At 66.8% G+C, this 24,261-nt stretch carries 19 protein-coding genes and 2 pseudogenes; 9 read left to right on the top strand and 12 right to left on the bottom strand.

Annotated features, from left to right (window positions below; all coding sequences use genetic code 11):
* Positions 1 to 136: 136 nt before the first annotated feature.
* Positions 137 to 892 carry an IclR family transcriptional regulator domain-containing protein gene (locus AC30CM_RS15625; RefSeq protein ID WP_490117805.1) on the top strand — a complete coding sequence of 252 codons (756 nt, stop codon included), beginning with the start codon at positions 137 to 139 and terminating at the stop codon, positions 890 to 892.
* 43 nt (positions 893 to 935) lie between these two features.
* Here the strand turns inward: AC30CM_RS15625 and AC30CM_RS15620 are convergent, their stop codons facing one another.
* Both AC30CM_RS15620 and AC30CM_RS15615 read right to left on the bottom strand, forming a co-directional pair.
* A complete protein-coding gene (locus tag AC30CM_RS15620; protein WP_490117804.1) occupies positions 936 to 2,120 on the bottom strand; it encodes an MFS transporter in 1,185 nt (394 codons plus the stop codon).
* A gap of 52 nt (positions 2,121 to 2,172) precedes the next feature.
* Positions 2,173 to 2,874: a GntR family transcriptional regulator gene (locus AC30CM_RS15615; RefSeq protein WP_490117803.1), complete on the bottom strand. Its 702-nt coding sequence runs from the start codon at positions 2,872 to 2,874 to the stop codon at positions 2,173 to 2,175.
* Positions 2,875 to 3,105: 231 nt separating this feature from the next.
* Here AC30CM_RS15615 and AC30CM_RS15610 point away from each other — a divergent pair, with 231 nt between their 5' ends.
* The 6 genes from AC30CM_RS15610 to AC30CM_RS15585 all read left to right on the top strand — a co-directional run bounded on the left by AC30CM_RS15610 (position 3,106) and on the right by AC30CM_RS15585 (position 11,897).
* Entirely contained in the window at positions 3,106 to 4,494 is a 1,389-nt protein-coding gene (locus tag AC30CM_RS15610) for an MmgE/PrpD family protein (protein WP_490117802.1), read from the top strand.
* A gap of 31 nt (positions 4,495 to 4,525) precedes the next feature.
* Positions 4,526 to 5,650: an ABC transporter ATP-binding protein gene (locus tag AC30CM_RS15605; protein ID WP_490117801.1), complete on the top strand. Its 1,125-nt coding sequence runs from the start codon at positions 4,526 to 4,528 to the stop codon at positions 5,648 to 5,650.
* Positions 5,647 to 7,404, top strand: a complete 1,758-nt coding sequence (locus AC30CM_RS15600) for an ABC transporter permease (RefSeq protein WP_490117800.1) — start codon at positions 5,647 to 5,649, stop codon at positions 7,402 to 7,404. Before AC30CM_RS15605 ends, AC30CM_RS15600 begins: the two co-directional genes overlap by 4 nt.
* A 49-nt stretch (positions 7,405 to 7,453) precedes the next feature.
* Positions 7,454 to 8,608 carry an ABC transporter substrate-binding protein gene (locus AC30CM_RS15595; RefSeq protein WP_490117799.1) on the top strand — a complete coding sequence of 385 codons (1,155 nt, stop codon included), beginning with the start codon at positions 7,454 to 7,456 and terminating at the stop codon, positions 8,606 to 8,608.
* A gap of 68 nt (positions 8,609 to 8,676) precedes the next feature.
* On the top strand, positions 8,677 to 9,846 hold the full coding sequence (locus AC30CM_RS15590) for an acyl-CoA dehydrogenase family protein (protein WP_490117798.1): 1,170 nt from the start codon (positions 8,677 to 8,679) through the stop codon (positions 9,844 to 9,846).
* A complete protein-coding gene (locus AC30CM_RS15585; RefSeq protein ID WP_490117797.1) occupies positions 9,843 to 11,897 on the top strand; it encodes a 3-hydroxyacyl-CoA dehydrogenase NAD-binding domain-containing protein in 2,055 nt (684 codons plus the stop codon). The genes AC30CM_RS15590 and AC30CM_RS15585 overlap by 4 nt, the downstream gene beginning before the upstream one ends.
* Before the next feature lie 202 nt (positions 11,898 to 12,099).
* Here AC30CM_RS15585 and AC30CM_RS15580 read toward each other — a convergent pair whose 3' ends face one another.
* Positions 12,100 to 14,241 carry an acetate--CoA ligase family protein gene (locus tag AC30CM_RS15580; RefSeq protein ID WP_490117796.1) on the bottom strand — a complete coding sequence of 714 codons (2,142 nt, stop codon included), beginning with the start codon at positions 14,239 to 14,241 and terminating at the stop codon, positions 12,100 to 12,102.
* Positions 14,242 to 14,361: 120 nt separating this feature from the next.
* Here AC30CM_RS15580 and AC30CM_RS15575 point away from each other — a divergent pair, with 120 nt between their 5' ends.
* Positions 14,362 to 15,312: an acyl-CoA thioesterase gene (locus tag AC30CM_RS15575; protein ID WP_490117819.1), complete on the top strand. Its 951-nt coding sequence runs from the start codon at positions 14,362 to 14,364 to the stop codon at positions 15,310 to 15,312.
* Between the two features lie 50 nt (positions 15,313 to 15,362).
* On the opposite strand, the pseudogene AC30CM_RS15570 reads toward AC30CM_RS15575, so the two are convergent.
* From AC30CM_RS15570 to AC30CM_RS15545, 6 genes and pseudogenes are all read right to left on the bottom strand, one after another.
* Positions 15,363 to 15,869: pseudogene (locus tag AC30CM_RS15570) on the bottom strand (SDR family oxidoreductase); the annotation flags it as partial.
* A gap of 122 nt (positions 15,870 to 15,991) precedes the next feature.
* The gene (locus tag AC30CM_RS15565; RefSeq protein WP_490117795.1) at positions 15,992 to 17,176 is read right to left on the bottom strand and encodes an acyl-CoA dehydrogenase family protein; all 1,185 of its coding nucleotides are present in this window, start codon (positions 17,174 to 17,176) and stop codon (positions 15,992 to 15,994) included.
* 258 nt (positions 17,177 to 17,434) lie between these two features.
* Positions 17,435 to 18,490 carry an ABC transporter ATP-binding protein gene (locus tag AC30CM_RS15560; protein ID WP_490117794.1) on the bottom strand — a complete coding sequence of 352 codons (1,056 nt, stop codon included), beginning with the start codon at positions 18,488 to 18,490 and terminating at the stop codon, positions 17,435 to 17,437.
* On the bottom strand, positions 18,487 to 19,278 hold the full coding sequence (locus AC30CM_RS15555) for a carbohydrate ABC transporter permease (RefSeq protein ID WP_490117793.1): 792 nt from the start codon (positions 19,276 to 19,278) through the stop codon (positions 18,487 to 18,489). Before AC30CM_RS15555 ends, AC30CM_RS15560 begins: the two co-directional genes overlap by 4 nt.
* On the bottom strand, positions 19,275 to 20,144 hold the full coding sequence (locus AC30CM_RS15550) for a carbohydrate ABC transporter permease (RefSeq protein WP_490117792.1): 870 nt from the start codon (positions 20,142 to 20,144) through the stop codon (positions 19,275 to 19,277). The genes AC30CM_RS15555 and AC30CM_RS15550 overlap by 4 nt, the downstream gene beginning before the upstream one ends.
* Positions 20,141 to 21,493, bottom strand: coding sequence for an ABC transporter substrate-binding protein (locus AC30CM_RS15545; RefSeq protein WP_490117791.1), 1,353 nt, complete (start codon positions 21,491 to 21,493; stop codon positions 20,141 to 20,143). The genes AC30CM_RS15550 and AC30CM_RS15545 overlap by 4 nt, the downstream gene beginning before the upstream one ends.
* Positions 21,494 to 21,663: 170 nt before the next feature.
* Here AC30CM_RS15545 and AC30CM_RS15540 point away from each other — a divergent pair.
* Positions 21,664 to 22,347 (top strand): annotated as a pseudogene (locus AC30CM_RS15540) (aldo/keto reductase); the annotation flags it as partial.
* Between the two features lie 74 nt (positions 22,348 to 22,421).
* Here the strand turns inward: AC30CM_RS15540 and AC30CM_RS15535 are convergent.
* Genes AC30CM_RS15535 through AC30CM_RS15525 form a run of 3 tightly spaced genes read right to left on the bottom strand, consistent with a single transcriptional unit; the run spans position 22,422 to position 24,257 of the window.
* Complete coding sequence (locus AC30CM_RS15535; protein ID WP_490117790.1) at positions 22,422 to 23,069, bottom strand: TetR/AcrR family transcriptional regulator; 648 nt, start codon at positions 23,067 to 23,069, stop codon at positions 22,422 to 22,424.
* Positions 23,059 to 23,712, bottom strand: coding sequence for a PaaI family thioesterase (locus tag AC30CM_RS15530; RefSeq protein WP_490117789.1), 654 nt, complete (start codon positions 23,710 to 23,712; stop codon positions 23,059 to 23,061). Before AC30CM_RS15530 ends, AC30CM_RS15535 begins: the two co-directional genes overlap by 11 nt.
* A complete protein-coding gene (locus AC30CM_RS15525) occupies positions 23,709 to 24,257 on the bottom strand; it encodes a flavin reductase family protein (protein WP_490117788.1) in 549 nt (182 codons plus the stop codon). The genes AC30CM_RS15530 and AC30CM_RS15525 overlap by 4 nt, the downstream gene beginning before the upstream one ends.
* Positions 24,258 to 24,261: the final 4 nt, after the last annotated feature.

Raw genomic sequence — 24,261 nt, 5'->3', positions numbered from 1 at the left:
GCTGTGAAAACCGGAATGCGTTCGGCTCGCAGCCAGCGCGGCAGCGGCCCGGCGGGCTTTCTGCACTGCTTGTACGCTGGAAGTACATTCTGATGCGCTTCGCTGGGAGGGTGCTTTGTCTAGGGAACAACCTGAGGTGATCGACTCCGTCGCCAAAGCGCTTGGCGTGCTCCAGGTGTTCTCGCAGTCTCATCCCTCGTTGACGATCAGCAAGGCCGCCGAGCTTGCCCACCTGACCAGGCCCACTGCGCGACGCATCCTGTTGACCCTGACCCACCTGGGCTTCGCAGAGAACGATGGCCGGAACTTCCGGCTCACCCCGAAGGTGCTGAGGTTGGGCTTCGGTTACCTTGCTGCTCTTCCCTATTGGGAGACCGCGCAGCCGCATCTTCGGCAGCTGGCCAAGGAATTCGAAGAGTCGTGCTCGATGGCAACCCTCGAAGAGGAGGAAATCGTCTATCTTGCTCGCATTCCGGCGAACAGGAGCATGGCGATCTCGTTGAGCACTGGGTCGCGGCTACCGGCGTACGCAACGTCGCTGGGGAAGGTCATGCTGGCGGGGTTGTCCGACGACGCTCTTGATGACTATCTCGATCGCGTCGACCTCGTACCGCTCACGCCGAACACCATCACCGATCCCGCTCGGCTTCGCGAGGAGCTGGGGCGCATTCGGCAGGCGGGCTTCGCCGTCGTCGACGGAGAGCGAGAGATCGGTGTCCGTTCTGCTGCAGCACCGATCAGGAACCGGAACGGCGCAGTGGTCGCGGCCATCAACGTCTCGGCGAACGGGCTACGCGTGTCGCACGACGAACTCATCGCATCCTACGTACCCAAGCTCCTGCTGACCGCCGAGGCCATTTCGGCCGAGTTGGGCTTCGCTGCAGTGGGATAGGAGCGAACAGCGCGTCATTGGTGCGCAGGACGTTGCCGCATGATCAACCCGTGGCGGGTGGGTGCCGGTAGACGGCAAACCAGGTGGACACGGCAGCGGTCGCGAGAAGCCCGCCGGTCAGGTAGAAGATGGCATCGGTGCCGGCTGTGCCGGCCAGTGCCCCGGCGGCGACGGGAATGACCACCTGGCCCAGGCGATTACCGGTGAGCCGCAGCGACAGTGCGGAGGCGCGATTGGCGGGATTGACCAGTCCTGCAACCCACGTCATGGTCAGCGGTTGGGCCAGGCCCCAGAAGAATCCGGCAATTGCCATGAAGACGGCGACGAGCGTCGGATGGGGCAGCAGGGGAACCAGCGCGACCGGCAGTGCCGAACACAGACTTCCCGATACGAGTAGCCAAGTCCGCGGCGCCAACCGCAACAATCGGGTGATCAACACGCGCGCCATGACGGCGGCGATCGACCGGACGGTCAGGATCGCGGTGACGACGATGACGCTGTACCCGTTGGTGGTTCCGAACACCGGTAGGTAGGCCGTCATGAGGTCCATCGACGTCAGGATGATGAGGCTGGAGTACACGGCCGGACGCATCCCGGTAGTCGTGAGCATGCTCTTCGTCGATTGACGCTCGTCGCGCTCACGGGTGGTGTCGTTGCTCGCGGACAGGCGCAGAGCGGGTAGCAGAGACAGGCCGGTGGCGACGGTGGCGACAACTGCCATGGCGGTCAACGCCGCGGTGGTGTCGACGTCGCCGTGACTGCCGCCTCGTCCTGCCAGCACGCCGACGATGGGGATGCCGACGGACTGGCCCACTGAGATCCATACGGTGAGCCCGCCGAATCTGGCGTCGTACTCGGTGGGCGCAGAGCGTCGGGGAATGAAGCCCTGGCTGGCGACCATGGTGAGAATGTGGCTGAAGCCCAGCACTATTGAGCCGGCAGCCAACGTCACGATGTCGGTGCTGGCGGCGATGAGCGCCACCGCGGCGAGCGCAAGCCCGGAGCCGGTGCGCAGGATTGCGGCGGCCCGCCGCCCGTCCACGGCTCTGCCGATGTGGATGGCGGCCAACAGTGGGACAAGGGAGTACAGCGCGGCTAGCAGACCAACGGTCCCGCCATCTCCGCCCAACTCCAGGGCGCGGTAGGAGATCATCACGCGGACAGCCGCGTACACCGCTTGGGTAAGCGCCGTCGTCGCGCACAGAGCGACAAACCACGACCGGATCATCGGGTACCCGAGTGGACTCCATGTCCTTGGTGGGGTGGACGTGGTGATTCCATCACCGTGGGAATTGTTCGCGTTCTACATTGCCCGCGGCCCGCAGGTCCGGTCGGCCTTCGCGGATCTCGCTGGCATGGCGCACGTGCGATGCGGTGAGGCGACCGGCCTCGACACCGTCGCCGCGCTCGATCGCGGCCAGGATGTCGTCGTGGTCTGCTTGAAGGGCGATCGCGTCGGAGCGATCGCGCCACACCGTCGTGCTCGGCGTGAAACGGGCGTAGAGCAGCTCGACGTGCTGGACGACGAGGGGTGAACTCAAGGCGTAGATCGCAAAGTGGAACGTGCGGTTCAGGCCGGACAAGCTCGCGGGATCGGTGTCTGGCGAGGCAAGTGCATCGGCCAGGGCTTGGTGGGATGCACGGATGGATGCGAGCCCGGCCGGTGTCATGCGTTCGACCGCCATTTCGGCCGCGACGCTCTCGGCAGCCGCGCGTAGCCGATAAAGATCCCGCGCTGCTTCGGGTGTCATCTCGCGGACCGAAGCGCCGCGGTGGGTCGAATAGTCGATCACGCCGTCGGCTTCCAACATGCGCAGCGCCTCCCGGACGGGCGTTGCGCTCACTCCGTAGCGCTTGGCCAGGACCGTTTGCTTGATCAATTCGCCGGGCTTGATGGCGCCGCTTGCCACGTCGGCCTTGAGTCGTTCCGCGACGTACGCAGTGCGGCTCACCGGTGGAGCCTGATCGCTCAGATCGGTCATCTGGCTGCATCCTCTCGCGATGACGGGGAGACGAGAATTCGCCGTTCCGTGTGCACACTCTACGGCGTGCATCGCACATCTAGCATGATATTGAACGTAGACAACACTCTATAGAGTGTGTAACGTGCCTCACGTGATGGGGATCAAAGGCCGGCGCCAGGGTGCCGCGAGTCACGTTCTGACCCGAGATCTCGATCGGTAACTGCACGTCCACCCACGGAGGCGCGAAAAATGCCCGACAACTACGGTTTGACGCAGGCGGTGGCACGCTGGGTCGTCGCTCAGCAAGGCCAACCGCTGCCCCCCGCGGTCGATCATCACGTTCGACGGATGCTCTTGGACCACCTGGCCGGTGTCGTCGCGAGTTCGATCGGCGATGTTTCGACGGCAGTCGGCGTCCACGTCCGCCGCATGTATGTCGGCGACTCCGCAACCGCGTTGGGCCACGGACGTGTATCTCCACTGGGCGCCGCGGTTCTCAACGGGACCAACGGCCACGGGATCGAGTCCGACGAGGGCTACACACCGGGCAGCATGCATCCGACGTCTGTCGTCTTTCCCGCCGTGTTCGCCGTGGCCCAGGATCGAGGGATCAGCGGCCAACGGGTGCTCGCTGCAGCAGCGATCGGAATGGAGTTGGCATGCCGTCTCGCCGACGCGGGGCACCCGGCCACCCGCAACCGCCATTTCCACAACACCCCGGTTGCCGGCGTCTTCGGCGCCGCGGCCGCCGTTGCGGTCCTGCTGGATCTCGATGAGGATCGCACGGCCAACGCGCTGGGTATCGCCGGCTCACACGCCAGTGGATTGTTCGAGTTCCTCGGGCAGTCCGCCGAGGTCAAACGGTTCCATCCCGGAAAAGCGGCGCGCGACGGCGTGGCCAGCGCCGACCTGGCCGCCGCGGGGCTCACCGGTCCGACCACCGTTCTGGAAGGTCGGGACGGCTATTTCGCCGCCTATGCCGGGGCGGAGGGGCAAGACTGGTTCGCAGATACCGTCACGAGCGAGCTCGGTGAGCAATGGAGAGTCCTCAAGACCTACGTCAAGCCGTATCCGTGTTGCCGGCACCTGCACGGAGCGATCGATGCGGTTCTGGCGCTTCGCCATTCACACGGCATCGATCCGGATTGGATCACGTCCATCCGGGTCGGAACCTTTGCCATCGCCACTCGCCACGGGGGCCGTGAATTGGACACCGTGTTGCAGGCCCAGCTCAGCGTGCCGTTCACCGTCGCCGTCGCGGCGGTGCGCGGTGCGGTGACGCTGACCGATTTCTCGGCGAGCAGCCGCACCGATGCCCAGATCCTGTCCGTGATGGACATGGTGGCCCTCGAACTCGACGACGCGGCCGAGGCCTCCTACCCCAAGACCGGCAGGCCTGCCGAGGTCACGATCACGACCGCCGACGGTGGTGTCTACACGCACCGCGTGGAGCAACCGTACGGCGAGCCGTCGAATCCCTTGTCCGACGACGACTTGGAGGTGAAGGCGCGCGGTCTGGTCGAACCCATCGTGGGGGAGACGGGCTTCAAGTCGTTGGCCGATGCGTGCTGGAACTTCGACTCCCTGGATTTCCTGGACGACCTCGACGCCGCGATCCGCGCAGCATCCGGTCGCTGACTACTTCATCACCGCCTCGAGAGGACTTGACATGAAGGTGACCGTGCAGAATCTGCAGCTGGCCTACAACGGCGTCGCTGCCATCAAAGGCCTGGACCTGACGATTCCAGACGGTGAGTCACTGGTCCTGCTGGGCCAATCAGGCTGCGGCAAGACCAGCACGATGCGTTGTGTCGCCGGGCTGGAGACACCCACCGGGGGCACCATCACCATCGGTGACCGCGTCGTCTTCGACGGCGCATCCGGTCGGGTGGTTCCCGTGCACAAGCGCAACGTCGGGATGGTGTTCCAGTCCTATGCGGTGTGGCCACACAAGACGGTGCTGGAAAACGTCTGCTTCCCGCTGAAGATGAAGGGCGTCGGCCGTGCCGAACGCAAACGCGAGGCGTTGGCCGTCTTGGATCTCGTGGGTCTCGCCCACCTCGCCGACCGGGGCGCCAGCCTGCTCTCGGGTGGGCAGATGCAGCGCGTCGCCCTCGCCCGATCGATGGCCATGTCACCCAGCGTGCTGTTGCTCGACGAGCCGCTGTCCAACCTCGATGCCCGCCTGCGTGACGATCTCCGCGTCGAGTTGCGCCGAATCCAGAGCGAGCGCGGCCTGACGAGTCTGTACGTCACCCACGACCAGCAGGAAGCGCTCGCTCTGGCCGACCACATCGCGATCATGCAAGAAGGTCGGATCAGCCAGTTGGGCACACCTGAGCAGATCTACGACACGCCGGCAAGTGCATCGATCGCACAGTTCCTCGGTGTCAGCAATGTCTTCCCCGTGACCGCCGGATCGACCTCGCGCGCCCTGGAACTCGACGGCACCAGCACCGTACTGTCGAGCAGCCATCCCGTGCCGCCCTCGTCGGCCAGTGTCTGCATCCGGCCCGAGGACATCGCGGTCCGATTGGCACGTCACGGAACCGGCCGGTCCGATGTTCCGGAGGTCAACATCCTCACCGGTGAGATACTGGTCGCCGTCTTCCAAGGGGCGACCATTCGCTGCAAGGTCCTCACCGACGGCGGCGTGACCCTCGATGCCGTTTGCGCTCCGCCGACTGCCGGCACGCTAGGCGCCGGCGCTCGCGTCTCCGTCGCGATCGACCCCGACTGCGTCAAAGTGCTGCCCGACAACGCATCCGCGGCCAACGATCTGGTGGCGGCATGACCACCACTCTGACCGTCGATCCGCCCTCCGCTCCTCCGGCGCCCCAACGTCGGCTCGGAATCGGCTGGCGCCCCCGGACGATCAGCCTGCCTCTGCTGTTCATCGTGGGCTTCTTGATCCTGGTGCCTGCAGGCTTCGTCCTGCTTGCCGCATTCAGCACCGACGTGCCGCGCCCAGGCAGCATCTCTTTCGACCTCACCCTGGACAATCTGCACGTCCTGGTCGAGAACGGTGTTCTGTCGGCCACCGCGAACTCGTTGTTCATCGCCGCCGCCGCGACAGCCCTGGCCTTGGGCATCGGCGGGTTCCTGGCATTCATCACGGCCCGAACCAACGTGCGGTGCAAGGGTTTCGTCTTCCTGATCGGTCTGATGCCGTTGTTTCTACCCTCCTACGTGGGTGCGCTGGCTTGGTCGATTCTGGGGAGCCCTGGCGCCGGGCTGATCAACGTCGGTTTTCGTGACCTCGGCACGAGCGGACCGGTCAACACGTACTCCTATGCCGGGGTCATCCTGGTGTTCGCGATGTACTACGCGCCATATGCGTTTCTCTTGATCCATGGCTCGATGTCGCTGATGAACCCCGATCTGGAAGACGCTTCCAATGTGCACGGCGCCTCTCCATGGCGCACCGTCATCTCGGTGAGCACCCCGTTGGCGATGCCCGCAATTCTGGGGTCCGGGCTGCTGATGTTCATCCTGATCCTGGAGAACTTCCCGGTCTCCCAGGTGCTGGCCACCGCGGGACGCATCGACACCCTGCCGACATTCATCTATCGATTGATGAATGCCTCGCCCTCGCGCGGCAACGAAGCCTCGGTGGTCGCCGTCGTGCTGGTCGTCGCCGTCATCGCGATCACCTTGGTGCAACGCCGAATCTTGTCCAAGCGGTCCTATACGACGGTCTCGGGCAAAGGCATCAAGGCGCGCACCCTCGATTTGGGACGACTGCGTACGCCGGCGCTGATCGCTGCGCTGATCTACTTCGTGCTTGCGATCGTCCTGCCGCTTTCGGCGCTGGCACTCTCGGCGATCCGTACCTCACCGTACATGTCCTCATTCAGCAGTCTGGCCGAACCCGGTGCGCTGGACATCACCTCGTTCACACAGGTGTTCAGCTCCGACTTGTTCACCACGGCGGCCACCAACAGCGTGATCGTTTCGGTTGCCGCGGCCACCGGCGGGACCCTGCTGGCATTCGTCGTCGGCTACGTCGTCTACCGCACCAACTCCTATGCGCGGGGCCTGCTCGAAGCACTCTCGATGGTGCCGCTGGCCATCCCCGCAATCGTGCTGGGTATCGGGTTGTTGTGGACGTGGTTGATCATGCCGGTGCCGGTGTACGGCACGCTGTGGGTACTGATCATCGGGTTCATCGCCGTGCAGATGCCCCAGGGTTTTCGCGGCATCGCCGCGGCCATCCAGGCCACCGACCGGGATCTGGAGGACAGCGCTGTCCTGCTCGGGGCGCGACGTAGTCGGGCCATCGGCGTCATCACGGTTCCGCTCCTGCGAGTGGCGGTTTCTTCCACGTTCCTGATGCTGCTGATGCTCAGCATGCGAGAGCTGACCGTGCCGCTGTTCCTCTACACCTCAGACACCCGGATTCTCTCCATCGCCATCTACGACCAGTTCGAGAACGGCGGCGCGCTGCGCGAGGCATCGGCAATGGCACTCATCTACTGCGCCATCATGTTCGTTCTCAGCTATCTGCCCCGCAAGATCGGTGCCTCCGGCGGTGCCGGTCATGGCTGAGGACGTGTCACCCCGCCCGCGTAACGCACAGTCGCCAGAAGGGGCAACCATGCGCACACACTCTTCGGCCGAGAAGCGGTCCGGTCGGCACACCCTCATCACGGCACTTGCCGCACTGGTCACGTTGGTGCTGGTGGTCAGCGCCTGCGGGAAGCCGGGAGGCGGCAAGGACGAACAAGCCGCCGAACTCTTGCCGCCTGCCCAGGTCGACACGTCCGACGGCTTGCGGATCGATGGTGAACTCATCGCCGACGAGGCGCTCTGGGAAGCGGCCAAGGGGAAGGTCGTCAACCTGTACTCCGGCACGGGCAAGGAAGCCGAAGACCTCACTGCGGCAAGGTTTCACGCCGAGACCGGTTTGGATGTCAACCTGACCCGGCTGCCCACCAACAAACTGGCCGAACGGGTGCTGTCCGAGCACGGCGCCAACAAGCTCAGCGCTGACATCGTGCGGCTCACGGACCCCCGCGCCGCACGCGAACTGGCCGCGCAAGGCGTGTATGCCCCCTATGAGACACCGTTCGATGCGCTGCTGCGCGAGCAGCGCACCGGGGTGCGAGACACCTACTTGAACTGTTACTACTTCGTCAACGCGATGGGCTTCAACAACGCCGTCATCGAGAGCGACCAACCCACCGGCTGGCACGATCTCGTCGATCCCAAGTACTTCGGCAAGCTCGGAGTGGTCGCCATCACCACTGGTGGCACGCTGAACGCGTTGGCTCACTTCCAGATCGAAACGCTGGGCCGTGATTTCCTCGTCGCCCAGGGGCGCCAGGACCCGCGCATCTTCGATTCCACCTCGACCGAGGTCGACTCGCTCGCCCGCGGCGAGATCGCGATCGCCTCGCTCAGTTTCAACAATGCGTTCGCTGCGGAGTTGGCCGGCGCCCCCATCACGCTGGTCGTCCCAGAACAAGGCGTGTCGGCCTCGGAAAATCTGATGGGTATGACAGCCAACGGTGTGGCAAACCCTGCGGCAAAGGTGTTCATGAATTGGACGATGTCCAAGGCCGGGCAGCGATTCGCGGCCGCCCAGGGGTTCGTGCCGGCCCGAACGGACATCGAGCCGGTCAAGTCGGGTAAATACCAACTGCCCAAGGCTGATTCACCGCAGTTCCACCTGTTCACCGAGGAACAGTTCAACGAGTTCGCCGCGCGCGACGAACAGTGGTGGAAGGAGGCGTTCGGCTACATGGGCTGACCGCCACCTACCGAAAGCGCGCGCGAAGCGGCGTACCGACCCGATTGGCACTGACCGAAGGATTCATCATGTCTGCACCCACCATGACCGATACCGAATCGCTGGCCGAAACCGTGCGTGGGTTCGCCAAGCGCCATCTCGCCGACGATGCGCTCCGGCGCGCTCACGACCCGCATTATGCGTGGGACGTCGCTCAGTTGCTCGGTGCGCAGGGACTGCTTGGCCTGACCATCGCCGAGAGCGATGGCGGCCAGGGCGCCACTCTCGCGGACGCCGTGGCAGCCATCCGGGAGATCGCCATGGTCTGCCCCAAGAGCGCCGATATCCTGCAGGCCGGCAACTTCGGTGCCATTCGCACCTTTGCCGAGTTCGGAACCCCGGAACAGAAGCAGAAGTACCTGCCCGATCTGTTGGCCGGCCGGACGTTGATCGGTCTGGGTATGAGCGAGCCCGAAGCCGGTTCTGCGGCTACCGAACTCACCACGTCGGCCACGGCGGATGGCGACGGGTTCCGTATCAACGGCACCAAGATCTGGGGAACCCACAGCGTCGATGCCACCCTGTTTCTCATCTACGTCCGTTTCGGACCGGGGACCGGCAACATCGGATCGGTCCTCGTCGAACGCGGCACCCCCGGCCTGACCTTCGGTGCTCCGTCGTCCTACATGAGCGGGGAGCAGTGGGCACAGCTGTATTTCGACGACTGTTGGATTCCGAGGGAAAACGTCCTGCTGGGTCCCGGTGGATTCAAGAAGCAGATGTCGGGCTTCAACGTCGAGCGTATCGGCAATGCATCCCGCGCATTGGCGCTGGGGCAGTTGGCGTTCACCTTGGCGCGTGATCACGTCAGTCAGCGCACGCAATTCGGACGTACTCTCAGTGAGTTCCAGGGCCTGCAATGGAAGTTCGCCGATATCGCGGTCAAGCTCGATGCCGCCAGCCTGCTGCTCGACCGCGCTGTGCGCAATGCCGAAGCCGGACTGCCGTCGGCGTACGAGACATCGGTGGCCAAGCTCGCCGCCAACGAGGCCGGGTTCTTTGCGGCCAACGAGGCGATGCAGGCGATGGGCGCCCTGGGCTACAGCTGTGAGTCCCTGGTGGAGTACTGCATGCGCCGCACCCGCGGCTGGATGATCGCCGGCGGGTCGGTGGAGATCTTGAAGAACCGTATCGCCGAGGAGATCTTCGGCAGGCGATTCAGCCAGCGCGCCACCGTGGCCGAGGCGCCGAGCCGATGACCGTCGCCGGCGAGTGGGACGCCGATGTCGTCGACTATCACGTCGACGATGGGGTGGCGGTCCTGGTCATCGACAATCCGCCGGTCAACGCCAGCTCGGCAGCGGTCCGTACCGGCCTCCTCGACGGGATCCGCCGGGCCGGTGCCGACGATGACGTCCGCGCCATCGTCCTGATCGGCGCCGGCACCAACTTCATCTCGGGATCCGATCTGCGTGAGTTCGGCGGCGAGCTACCTCGACCAACTCTGCCAGAGGTGATTTCGACCATCGAAGATTGTCCCAAACCGGTGGTCGCCGCGATCAGCGGCGCCACACTGGGCGGTGGACTCGAACTCGCGTTGGGATGTGACGCGCGTGTCGCCGCGTATGGTTCGGTCATCGGCCTCCCGGAGATCACGCTGGGCATGATTCCCGGTGCCGGTGGCACTCAACGCCCGCTTCGGCTCATCGGACCCGCCGCGACGCTGAAACTCATCACTTCTGGCGATCGTCGCCGAGTCACCGAAGCGGGCGGCCTGGTCGACGCCGTCACCACCGAACCGTTGCGTGCCGCAGCCGTCGCCCACGCTGCCGCAATGACCGGCAAGCGCGTCCTGCGCAATGAACCGGTCCTGGACGAGGATCAGGCCAAGGTGACCAGCGCGGCGCTCACGGTTCTGTCCCGCGGCCGCGGCCGTCCCCAATACGGCGCGGCAGTGGCCGCCGTCCTCAACGGGATGGCCCTCGGGCCCGCGGCGGCTCTGGACTTCGAGCGCCGCGAGTTCACCCGGTTGCGGCTGGGAGACGAAGCCGCTGCGCTGCGGCACCTGTTCTTCGCGCGGCGCGCGGCCGCCAAGGCCAACCGCCCCGGTGCGGCACGATCGGTGCAGCGGGTCGGTGTGATCGGGGCAGGCACCATGGGCTCGGGGATTGCGCGCGCCTTCATCGAGCATGGTGTCGCGGTGGTGCTGCTCGACCAGAATGCCGATGCTGCCGCGGGTGCCGCGCGGCGGTTGACCGACGACGTCGGGCGAATGGTCCAGAGCGGCCGCCTCAGCACCGACGACGGGCAACGGCAGGCGGGGTTGCTCAGTTGCGGTGCGGCGATCGGCGATCTCGCCGACTGCGATCTGGTGATCGAAGCGGTCTTCGAGGACGCCGCGGTGAAGACCGAACTCCTGACGCGTCTCCAGCACGCCATCGAACCCGACACCGTCCTGGCGACCAACACGTCCTATCTCGACGTCGACGTACTGGCGGGGGCGCTGGACGATCCTGGTCGATTGGTCGGCATGCACTTCTTCAGCCCCGCCCACCGCACGGCCGTTCTGGAAGTGGTGCGAGGAACACATACCGGCGCGGCCGCCCTCGATACGGCACTCACTGCGGCACGGATCCTCGACAAGCTGCCGATCGTGGCCCGGGTGTGCGACGGATTCATCGGTAACCGGATCTACAACGCCTACCGTCGGCAATGTGAGCTGATGCTGGAGGAGGGCGCCCTGCCGCACGAGATCGACCGCGCATTGGTGGGTTTCGGGTTCGCCATGGGTCCCTTCGCCGTATCGGACATGTCCGGTCTGGACATCGCGTGGCGGATGCGGCAAGCCACTGCCGCGCATCGTGATCCGCGGGATCGCTACCCCGACGTCGCCGACACTCTGTGCGAGCAAGGCAGGCTGGGGCAGAAGGCGGGAGCCGGTTGGTACCGTTATGAGCCCGGCTCTCGCACCCCGACCGTCGACCCAGATGTCGAGGAGCTGATTCTCGCTTCGGCCCGACGTAAGGGTATCGAGCGAAAGCCCTTCACGGACACCGATATTGCCGAGCGTGCCGTTTTGGCGATGGTCAACGAGGCAGCGCTGGTGCTGGCGGAGGGTATTGCTGAGCGGCCCGGGGACGTCGACCTGATGCTGACCCTCGCCTACGGCTTTCCCGCACACATCGGCGGTCTCACACCCTGGGTGCGGGCTCACGCGCCCAGTCTGGGCACCAAGCTCGACGAACTGGCTGCTGTGACCGGGGGCGGATTCCGCCGCGGGGACATGGCGGTGTTCCTGGGACGCGGATAGTCGAAGGGGCCTTCTACCGAGCTGTTCGCCCTTCACCAAGGACGCTGAACGACACCTTGATTGCGGTCGAGGTGTCGTTCTGCCATCCGGGGCACCAAGGTGCCGCACGCGTTGATCAGCACTCGTGAGAAGCGAACTGCCGAGGGACGATGATCCGTCCCTCGGCAGTTCGGCCGTCTGGCAGATGGCAGCCGGCACTTGGCTAGTGACTGGTCAGCACGGTTTCCGCGGTGGGGTGTGTGCTCACGTCGGATGCCGAGGCTGCGATACGTACCAACGCATCCAGAGCGAGCACCCCAGATCCGTCGGCCTGCACCGAGACCGGGTTCACTTCGGCTTCGAGTACCTGAGGATGGCTGACGGCGAGCTGCGACATGGCGACGATCATCGCAGCCAACGCGGTCGTGTCACCCGCAGGCAGGCCGCGGTAACCGGTGATGACGGACAGGCCCTTGACCTCGGTGATCATTTCCTGGGCAGTGGCCAGGTCTACTGGCGCCAACCGCACGGAGATGTCCGCGAAGAGTTCGGCAAGCACACCGCCGGTGGACAGCACGACCATCGGGCCGACGTCCGGGCTCACCCGGTAGCCGACCAGTGCCTCGGCGAGCCCCTTGGCTGCCATCTGCTGGACGAGCACCCGCTCCACCGGCACCTCGGGGGCATGTGTGCGGACGCTCTCGACGATGGAGTCGATCGCTGCACCCACGCCGGTTTCGTCGGTCACTCCGAGCACCACGCCACCCACGTCGCTCTTGTGCGGGAGCTGATCGGAGAGCACCTTCACGACGACGGGGAACGGCACCGACACGGTGCTGTCGGACGCGTCGACGTCCACGGTGGCCGACGCCGGGAACGGCACGCCGAGAGCGCCCAGCAGTTCTGCCGAGGCTTTCTCGTCGAGGACGCGGGCCGGTGCGCTGGCCAGCGTTGCCCACTGCGCACCATCGGTGATGGTCGCGTCCTGGCGTGCGAATGCGGCTGCCACGACGTCGGCACAGGACTCCGGCGTCCGGAACGCGGGCACACCGGAGCGGTTGAGCAGCTCTGCGGCTGCGGGGGCCTCGGGTAGTGCGAATGCCACGATCGGAATTCCGTGAGTGCCCCGTTCGGAGATCGCCTGAACGGCCAATTCAGGATTGAGCCTGGCGGAGGATCCGATGACGAACACGATGACGTCGAACTCGCCGCTGTCTTGCATCAAGGTCAGCGCGCTGGTCACGATGTCGTGACGCGCTCCGGCCAGGCCGAGATCGGCGATCAAGCTGTGCGGGATGTCCACGCTGGCCGCGGCCATGTCGGCGACCAGCTGCTCGCTGGGGCCGGCGATCGTCATGCCCCGCAGGGCAAGCTGGTCGACCATGATCGCCGCCCCTCCGCCGGTGGTGGTGACCACGCCGACCCGCGGGCGAGGGGTCGAGGACGTCGGGATGCACTCGAGCAGCGCCGGTGCCTCGACGAGAGATTCGAAGTTGTAAACCCGGGCGAACCCGCAGGACCGAAAGAATGCTTCGGACTCACTGTCCTCGCCGGCCAGCGCGCCGGTATGGGACACCGACAGCGCGGCGGCCTCATCAGAGCGACCCAGTTTGTACACCGCGACTGGTTTCCCTGCCTCGGCCGCGGCGCGGGCGAACGTCGCAAGATCCTGGGAGTGCCGCAGTGATTCGAGGAACAGCGCGAACGAGGTGACTCCGGGATCGGAGAGCATCGCCGTGCACAGCGCGCCCAGGGACAGATCCGCTTCGCCGCCGGTCGACACCAGCCCTGCGAAACCGATACCGCGGCCGCGGGCTCGGCTGACGAGAGAGCCGATGACGCTACCGGACTGGGACGCGACGAAGATGCCGCCGGTCGGAATGTCGGGTTCGCCGAAAGCGGCGTTGCCGGTGAGCATTACACCGGTACGGGGATTCACGACGCCCAGGCTGCTCGGCCCGATCACCCGCGTCGGTCCTTCGGCCGCCGCAGCACGTAGTCGATCTTCCCGTTCCTGCCCGACCGGACCCTCCTCGGCGAATCCCGAGGACAGCACGGTGGCCACCGGGACGCCCAGCCGAGCGCACTCGCGCACCGCTTCGATGGCAGCCTCCGCGCCGGTCATGATGTAGACGTGATCGGGGACCTCCGGTAGGGAGGTCAGGCTCGGCCACGCCTTTTCGCCCTGCACGGTGTCCCGGGAGGGGTTGATGAAGTACGCCGTGCCCTGAAATCCGGCCTGCGACAGGAACTGTTGTGGACGGGCCGTCGTCTTACGGGGGTCGTTGGAGGCGCCGACGATGGCGACGGTCGGCGGGTTGATCAACGACTCGGCAAACGGTCGCGTGGACACTGATGAACTCATCGGTTTCAACTCCTGAACAGGGCAACTCTGACTCTGATTCGCACCGGAAGCGGGGTGATGGCTGGATCACGTCGACGCTGCCGCTGTCGTCAACCCTACATACTCTATAGAGTGCTGTCTATGGGAGTTCGAGGTAGACGGAGTGAAAGGGCGCGTGAGGGGGATGACAGCTCGTGTGTTGGGCAGATCAATCGGTCACCGCTGATCGCACGTCTGAGTGTGCTGCCGGTTGACGGGGACGGAGCGTGCTTCGAGGGCCGCCCCATCGACGGATTCGACCAGCGCGTCTTTGGCGGCCACCTGGTCGGGCAGGCCGTCCTGTCGGCCGCGGCAACGGTGGGCGACCACCGTGCCGTGTGCTCGCTGCACGCCTACTTCCTGAGGACCGGCGTCGCGGGTCGCGGTTTGCGTTACCGGGTGATCGCGGTTCGCGACGGACGATCGCTGTCGGTACGCGCGGTGAGCGTCACCCAGGACGGCCGGGAATTGGCCACGGTCCAACTGATCTTCGCGACGCCCGCCGTCGACGAGGACCAGGCGGTGCATGTACCAGCTCCACGTGTTCCCGATCCCGACGGTCTTCCGTCCCTTGACGAGCGCCGCAGACTGGGTCTGCCCGCGGACGGAATCAAACTTCCGACCCGGGCGGACTGGCGCACCGCGTCGCGCCCCTTGGACATCCGCTACGTCGACGACCATGTCCTGTCGGCGGAATCAACCGGAGCGCGGTGTTTCTGGTTTCGTGCCGATGATCCCGGGACCGCCGACCAGAACGCGCATCGGGCGATCCTCGCGTTCGCCTCGGATCGATCGCTGCTGCCGGTGATCGCCAAGGCCCGGGGCGAGCTGGGTGATCCCACGGAATGGCCGGTTACCAGCGTCGACCACGCCCTGTGGTTCCACGCGGACGTGCGTGCGCCGCAATGGCTCCTCTACGTGCAGGATTCACCATACAGCGGTGCGCACAGCGGTTTCGCCCGCGGCACGATCTTCGACGCGGATCGACGCCCGGTCGCCTCGGTTGCCCAGCACGGGCTCCTCCTGCGACCGCTGCAGGCTCGACGATCTTGACCGTCTGGAGTGATGGGAATGATGCGCGCGCGTGGGGAGGTGGCACCGGGGCGGGCGAGCACGGGAAAGAAGTAGTAGGGCCCGTCGATCTTGTCCATCTCGCCGGTCCGGGAGTCGCCGACGACGACGGCGGGCCGGTAGACGCGGTACCGCAACCCGGGGGTGGAGCGCACCACGCGCTCGGCCTCGAACTTGGTCTGGTGGTAGGGCGTGGGCAGGTCCTGGCCGACGTCGAAGTCGTCTTCGGTGTAGATGCCGTCGTAGTCGCCGGCGACCGCGATCGAGGAGACGTGGTGCAGCGTGGCGTCCCGCCGCGTGGCGAACTCGGCCACCGCGCGGGTGCCGTCGACGTCGCCCTCGGACAGCCCCAGGTCCGGGGCGGTCAGGTCACCGACCAGCGGCCGGACCCGCGGACCCCAGTCGACGGCCAGCTGCTCGAACCGGCCGAGCGACCCCCGGCGCACCAGCACCCACACCTCGGCGTCGGGCGTGGCGAGCAGCCGCGTGATCACCCGGCGACCAATGAACCCGGTACCGCCGGTAACGACATAGCGCACGGGAGTCATGGTGGCCCTCCCTGGGGGCCACGTCAACCATCGGTGTGAAGCAGGCTGGGCGCCATCGCCGAGCTGGGAGGCGCCTACGCCGGCTCGGATGCCAGGGGCTGTCGTCGAGACCGCTAGGTATAGAGCGTGATCGGCTGCACGTCACCGGTCAGGTAGTTCGCGCCGACTTCTAACTTCTTGTAGTCGACGGGGTCGTGCAGCGAGTGGGTGCGGACGTTGCGCCAGTAGATGTCGAGCCCGACCTCACTGCGCGCCGAACTGGCGCCGGTGACCTCGAACACGCGCTGGGCGACTTCGAGCCCGGTCTCGGAGGCGACGATCTTCAGCTTCGCGATGCCGATCTCGACCTCGGCACGGTCTTCTGCGGTGACGTCGGCACCGCGGGCGATGACGGCGTCGAACAGCGGCCCCCACTTGTCGGCGAGCGCCTCCACCGCCGCAGTGCGGGCCAACAGTTCGCCGAAGGCACGCTGCACGAAGGGGTCTCGCGAGTAGTGTTCGGCGCTGCTGAGCAGCCAGGCGCCGCGGCGGTTCAGCGTCAGGTCCCGCGCCCGCTGCAACGCACCCTCGGCGATGCCGAGATAGAGATTCGCGAAGCCGAGTTGTACGGCGGGTGTGACGAGCGTCGAGTACGGCTCCTCGCCGACCTCGCCGAGGACGTCGCCAGGTTCGACGCGAACGTCGTGATACTCGACGCTGCCGCTTGCCGACAGCCGTTGGCCCAGCGCATCCCAGTCGCCGGTGAACTCGACGCCGTCGCGACCGTGGTCGACCACGTGCGCCAGCACCCGGGTACCGTCGCTCGCCATCACCAGCGTGACGTCGCCAGTCGATGCGCCGGTGGCGAAGCGCTTGCGGCCGTTGAGCCGGTAACCGTCGCCGTCGGGCGTGAGGACCAGGTCCGGGTCGACGGGGTTCACCGCATCACCCCACAGCCAGTCCCCGCGCGCCGAGGCCGTGAACCAGTGCTCCCATCGCGACGCGTCGCCGAAGAAGACGATGCTCGCGACGTTGGCGTAGTGGTAGCCGAGGAGCTGGGCGATCGACGCGTCATGGCGGGCGAGGATGCGGACGGCGCGCAGACCCGTCGACCAGTGACCGCCGTGGCCGCCGAACTCGGTCGGAATGAGCAGGTTGGGTAGGCCGGATTCCTTGAGGAGTTTGAGTTCCTCCTCGGGTTGGACGTTGGCGCGATCACGCTGGAGGGCGTCGACGGCGAGCCTGCGGCCCAGTTCGTTGGCCGCGGCATCCCAATGCGCGTCGTCTGTCTGCGTATTCGTCCAAGGGGTACGTGGCATCGCGCCACTCTAGGAGCAGCGCGTCGACGAGGCCCGAGTTCTTTTCTGTGAGAGTCGAAGCCGGGTACGACCCGGCTGCTCGCGGTTCGATCCGTCATCGTGACCGAAACCCTGCCCGAGAATCGTCTGCGGCGCGCACGCGACCACTTCTCACCCGTCCTCGCGCAGATCGCGGAGGGGACGCGGGAACGCGATCTCCGTCGTGCGCTGCTCGTCGACGCGAGAATCGGTCGTAGCGGGCGACGCGCCCCCGGGTGATCACGCGATCCGCGTCCCGGAACCGTCGAACAGGTGCGCATGGTCGTGCCGGATGTCGATGGCCACGGTGTCGCCCGGAGCCGGCGTCCTGCCCCATCCCGCGACCGTCGCGGCTTCGACCACCGCGGTCAATCGGTGTCCGCCGACCCCGACGATCAGCGCGTATCGCGGACCGAGCAGCTCGACCAGTTCGACGACGCCGTCGCCGGTGTCGAGCGGTGTGACGATCAGGTCCTCCGGTCGCACGCCGAGTGTCACGTCACCGTGCGAGCCCGCGAGGGCGAACCGCACCCCGTCCGCCGTGAACACACCGTTGCGCAGCGTGCCGGTGAGGAGGTTCGCACTCGGCGAGCCGATGAACCCGGCCACGAAGGTGTTGGCCGGACGCCGGTACAGTTCCTCGGGCGTTCCGATCTGGGCCACGCGGCCGGAGTTCAGGACGACGAGCTGATCGGCGATCGTCATCGCCTCCTCCTGGTCGTGCGTGACGTACAGCGCGGTGATACCCGAGTCCTGTTGCAAACGGCGGATTTCCGAACGGAGTTCGACTCGCAACTTCGCGTCGAGGTTCGACAGCGGCTCGTCGAACAGGAATACCGACGGTGTCCGTACCAGCGCTCGCGCGATCGCGACCCGCTGCTGTTGACCGCCCGACAGCTGCCTCGGTTTGCGGTCCAGTAGCGCGGTGATGCCGACCCGTTCCGCCGCCTCCCGAGCACGTGTCACGGCGTCGGACTTGGCCACGCCGGAGTTCAGCAGCGGGAACGCGATGTTTCGCACGACGGTGAGATGTGGGTACAGGGCGTAGTTCTGAAACACCATCGCGACGTCCCGTTCCCGCGGTGAGGACCTGCTGACGTCCTTGCCGCCGATGGACACGGTGCCGGCGTCAGCCTGCTCCAGCCCCGCGACGATCCTCAGCGTCGTCGACTTACCGCACCCCGACGGGCCGACGAGCACCGTCAGTGAGCCTTCGGGCAGGCTCAGAGTGAGGTCGTCGACGACCGCGTTGGCGCCGTAGCGCTTCGTGATGCCTGCCAGCTCGACGGCGCTCACTTCGTCGCTCCGGTGGTGAGACCGCCGACGAGGTAGCGCTGCGCGGCGAGCGCGAGCACGTAGACCGGTGCGACACCCAGCAGTCCCGCGGCGGCCTGTTGGCCGAATTGGACGTTGCGGTCACCCTGGAACAGGGACAGGCCGACGGTCAAGGTCTGGCTCTCCTTCGTCACGGCGAGGTAGACGGCGAACAGGAAGTCGTTGTAGGACAGGAAGAACACGACGAGCAGGGCAGCGACGATGCCCGGCCACAGCAGCGGCAGCACCACCTTGCGGAACGTCGCGGCGACGGAGAGGCCGTCGATGACGGCGGCCTCGTCGATCTCGATCGGGATGCGGCGGACGAAGCCGTCGAGCAGCCATGCCGCCACCGGCACGTTCGCGATGCCGTTGACGACGATCAGCCCGCCGACGTCGTTGGTCAGCCCGACGTAGCGCAACAGGAAGAACAGGGGAATCACCGCAACGATCGGCGGGGCGCAGTAGCTGGCCAGCAGCACGGTCAGCAGTCGCTCACCCCTGACGTGCCGGGCCGTGAAATACGCTGCGGGCGCGGCGATCACCACGGCGAGAACGGCCGCGCCGACTGCCGAGACCCAGGAGTTCTGCAACATCGTCGACAACTCGATGGTGTCGAAGACCTTGACGAAGTTCGACAACGTCAACTCCGTCGGGAACAAGCTCGCGTTGAGCACGTCGTCCTGGGGGCGCAGCGCCAGCGACAGCAGATAGCCAATCGGAATGAGTGCGAGCACCGCGGCGAAGCCGAGCACGACGCGGGTCCTCACGTGTCGGCCTTCACCGCTCGCGCCCGCAGGGCGGTGACGACGGTGGCGACGGTACCGACGACGAACGCGAACACCAGCGTCTGCGCGGCGGCGGTACCCATGTCGAAGCTGCCCCGCAGACCGGTCTGATAGACGACGTAGGGAGACAATGCCGTGGAGAAGCCCGGTCCGCCGGCGGTGATCACGACGATCGAGTCGAACACCTTGTAACCGATGACGAGTTCGAGGACGGCGACCGCCCACATCGTTGGCGCGATGGCGGGCCAGGTGACGGTGGTGAACGTCCGCCATGGGTTGGCGCCGTCGATCCGGGCCGACTCCAGCAGTTCCTGCCGGACGACGCCGAGCGCGGCGAAGGCGATCAGGGCGGCGAACGGCGTCCACTGCCAGACGTGGATGAGCAGCAGCACCGTGAAGGCGCCGATTCCGGAGCCCAGCGGGTTGAACCCCTGCAGTCCAACGGTGTCGAACAGTCCGGCCAGTCCGCCGCCGACGGGGGAGAGCAGCAGCTTCCAGGCGATGCCCACGAGGACCGGCGCGGTGACCAACGGCAGCAGGAACAGCGCTCCGAGAACCCCGAACCCACCGCCACGACGGCGCAGTAGGAGTGCCAGTGCCAGTCCGAGCAGGGTGGTGAGCACGGCAACGATGACGGCGAACAGCGTCGACTTCCACAGCGACGGGGTGAAGGCCGGAGAGGCGAATGCCGTCGCGACGTTGTCGAAACCGGTGAAGCGGGACAGTGGTTGGGCCAGTGAGGACTTCGTGAGGGCGAGCGCGAGCAGGTACGCCGTCGGGTAGACGAGGAACAGCGCCAGCCCGGCGATGGCCGGACCTGCCAGCCACAGCGGGACGCGGCGGATCACGTGAGGGCTTTGTTCCAGGCGTTCTGGGCGTTCTCGAGCGACTGATCGACGGTTTGGGTGCCGTCTATGGCGAGCGCGAGCTGATCGACGAGGTCTTGCAAGAGCTTGGGTGACCCGGCCGCTTTCGGCCAGACCAGGGGGTCACCGTTGAGGCCATCCCGAATCGGCTCGATGGCCTTGGTGACGACCTTGGCGTAGCCGGGCGACTCGAGCACCTCACCGCGCGCGGGGTCGATGCCGGCGCCGGCGGTGGACGAGACGAGGAGGTTCTGTGGGGCGGCGGTGGCCCAGGCGATGAACGCCGCGGCGGCGTCCTGATTCTTGGTACCCGGTGAGATCCCGAGGCCGAACCCGGCGTCGAGTGCGGTGCGCGGCGTGGTGTTCGTGCCGCCGACGGGCAGCGATACCGCACCCCACTTGCCGGCGATCTTGGAGGCGGTGGGGTCCTCGGCACGCAGGGCCATGTCGGTCCAGGTGTCGAGGAGGGCGCCTTGCCCGGTGAGGAAGGCGGTGTTTGCTTGGTCGAAGCCGACCTGCAACGGGGTGGGCAGGGCGACGGGGTTGACCTTCACGAGGTGCTGCAGCGCGGCCTTGGAGGCGTCGGAGGTGAGTTGCGGCTTGCCGTCGGCATCGACGAGGTTGCCGCCGTAGCCGGTGAGCCGATTGACGTACGAGCAGCCGAGAATCATCGGGACCTGCTGGCCGGAGACGATCGCGCCGTAGGCGCTGCCCTTGGCGTCGGTGGTGATCTTGGCGGCGATCTCGTCGTAGTCGTCCCAGGTCCTCGGTGGGGTGAGCCGATACGTGTCGAGCAGTTCGGCGTTGTAGAACAGGATGTGGACGTCGCCGTCGTAGGGCAGCCCGTAACGCTTGCCGTCGAGCAGGGTGTAGGGATCGTAGATCGACTTCAGATAGCCCGACGTACCGATTGCCTTGTCGTTGGCGCCGATCCACTCGGTGAGGTCGGTGAGCGCGCCGGCGTCGACCAGGTCGCCGAGGCCGAAGTAGAAGTAGTCGAAGACGTCGAATTCGTTCGTGCCGCTTTGCACGTCGAGGATCTGCTTGCTGGTGAGCTGGTCGTACGGGCTCGCCGTCACCTCGAGCGTCCCGCCGGTGGCTTCCTCCCACTTCGGTGCGAGGACGTCGCGGAAGGACGTCACATGGGGCTGGTTGACGAGCAGCTTCAGCGTCACGCCCTCGAAACGTCCGCTCGTCGGCGCCGTCGAAGGCAGCGCGGAGGTACTGCCGCTGGAGCCGCAGGCGGCCAGGCCGGGTGCGACGGCAGCGCCGAGGCCCGCCAGGCCGAGGAGTTGCAGCGCGCGGCGCCGGGTGAAGGCAGGGGAGGTCACGCTGGGACGGTATGGACACGTGGCGAACCCGGCGATGGTTTGACTCGTGGTGAACAAGAAGGCGCCACCAGTCGGCCTGGAGCGGGGACCGACACGGATCTACGCGCCGACGATGTTGGCGCGCCATCGACCGGGCGCAGCATCGAGGTCGCTGGCAACCCCTTGCAGCTCTGGTGATCGTCAGCAAGGTCGGAGCGCGATCCTCGACCGGAGCCGAGCGGCTGTCGCTGGCGCAGCGCCCGGCCGATCTGCGCGCCGCCGTCGAACTGGACCTGAACGGCCTCGGTCTGGAACGGATCCCCGTGGTCAACCTGCGCCGCGCAGACATGGGACCCGGACTGATCGCCGAGGGCGACCAGGTCGTCGCCATCGACGACCAACTCGCCGAGATGATCGCGCTGCGCGACGAGGGCAAGATCGGTGCCATCGGGATCAGCAACGTGAACCTGGCGACGGTGAGGCGTGCGCTTCCCGCCGGTATCGTGTGTGTGCAGAACGTCTACAACGTGCTCGATCGCGTCCACGACGACGAACTGGCCTTCTGCGCCGAGCGAGGCATCGCCTGGGTTCCGTACTTCCCGCTCGGGTCGGCGTTGCCCGGCGTCCCCAAGGTCGCCGACGACACCGTGGTTCGACGAATCGCGCGCGAACTGGGGGTGACCGGCGCGCAGATCGGACTGGCGTGGCTGCTGGCGAGGTCTCCCAACGTCCTCCTGATCGCCGGAACGACGTCGGTGGCGCACCTGGAGCAGAACGTGGCTGCCGGCGAGATCCACTTCAGCCCAGAACAACTCGCCGCGCTCGACGAGGTCGCACCCACGGCGAACGGACTGGGCGCCGGCGATGACCTATGACGTTCCCGACGCTGACGGGCGACGGGTACGCGCGATCCGCGAGTTGGCCTGGCGTGCAACGGCGTCCGGACGGCTCACGACAACGGCGTGGGCCGACCGGTGTTGGTCGCCGGGAGGCGGTGGGTGTCGACGTCGGCGATGACGGCCGTCGCGCGGGCGAGGCGCAGCATCAGCTGGTCGACCGATGTCCGTCGCTGCGCGATCGCGGGGACGTTCGTCATGCAGACGTCGGTGAACAGTTCCGCGAGCGGACGGTACGTCTCGGCGTGATCCACGCCCATCCCGTCCAGGAACATCCGGATCACCTGGCCGCGCACCGCGTCGGCTCCTTCGGCCGCCCCGCCGCACGCGTACAGGTAGGGCCGGACCATGGCGTCGGAGAGCCTCGGGACCTGGGCGAGTGCACCCATGAGTCGTGCCGCCACGGCCAAAAGACCTGCGTGGGGAGCGCGGTCGATTCCGTGTGGCGAGGGCGCCATCTCGACGTCGCACAGCCATTGGCGCAGACACGCCAGCAAGAGGTCGTCCTTGGAGGGAAAGTGCAGATAGACGGTGCTCGCGGCGACGCCTGCGGCCGCCGCGACCGCGCGCATGTGGCAATGATTGTAGCCGCGCGCGGCCAGGCGGGTGGCCGCGGCGACGATGCGCCTGCGACGTGCGGCTTGCTTGGCCGTCAACGTCCGTTGGTCCGACAGCCGCGGTGCGACGAGGCTAGGAGGCACGGGATGGGCCCTTTCCGACGTGGTGACGAGTCGATTGATCGTTCAGCGGGCGCTCTGGGTCGGGATGGAAGAACACCCCGTGCGCGCGAACGGTCACGCCGGCCGCGGTGCCGAGGTGTCCCACGGCGAAGGTCTTGGATCCCTCCACGCGGTCGACGCGCGCCTCGGCGTGCAGCGGGCCGAGCGGGGTGCCCGCTTCGTAACGGACGGTGAGGGTCCCGGTGACCGCCGGTCGTCCCGGCTGGTGCGCGGTGGCGCCCAGGACGTGGTCGAGCAGCAGGGCGCAGATGCCGCCGTGCACGTGGCCCGCCGGGCCCTCGTACGCCGCGCCCAGCGTCACGTCGGCCCAGACGCGGCCGTCGGCGTCGTGGTGGACGATCAGCGGTGGGGCCACGGGGTTGCGCAGTCCCATCACGACGTTGCCCCAGGCGCGGGAGGTGCCGTCGGGTGCCGGCCGGATGCCGAAGGAGCCGGCGATCACGTCGCGGCTCAACTCGTCGGTCACCGCGTCGATCCGGGCTCGCGCTGCGGCGAAGACGTCGGGCCCGGCCTGGCTGCGGATGGTCACGTCGACCAGCCGGCGCACCGAATCGGTGAACTCGGCGTAGAGCGATTCCGGGACGTGGTCGCCGGCTGCGGTCACGTCGCCGCCACTGGATCACCCGGTCGGTCGGCGAAGCGCCCATAGTCGCCGCGGTAGAACAGCAGCGGCTTGCCGTCGTGCGCCTGCAGCGCCGTGACGTGGGCGATGACGATGGTGTGATCACCGGCACCGTGCTCGAACTCCAGGTCGGCCTCGATGGTGGCCAGCGCCCCGTGGATGCGAGGGGCCCCATTGCCTGCGGGACTCCACTCGACGCTGGCGAACTTGTCGTCGGATCGGCGGGCGAACCGTGCGCAGACGGCTTCCTGATCGTCGGCCAGGACGTTGATGCACATCCGGCCCGTGTCGCGGATCATCGGCCAGCTCGTGGAGGACAGGGCCGGGCAGAACGACACGTACGGCGGGTCGAGGGACACCGAGGTCACCGATTGGCACGTGAAACCCACCGGGTTGACGCCGTCGTGCCCGGTGATCACGGCAACGCCTGTGCAGAAGTGCCCGAGAACCGCCCGCATGTCCTTGGCTTCCGGTCGCGTGGGCGTGGCCCTGGCTGCGGCGGCGTGGTCGTCGAAACCCATCGTCATGCCG

The organism is Mycobacterium sp. DHQP2018-32-09 (assembly GCF_058148405.1).
Note: the sequence above shows the minus strand (reverse complement) of the source record. Positions and strands in the feature narration are given on the sequence as shown.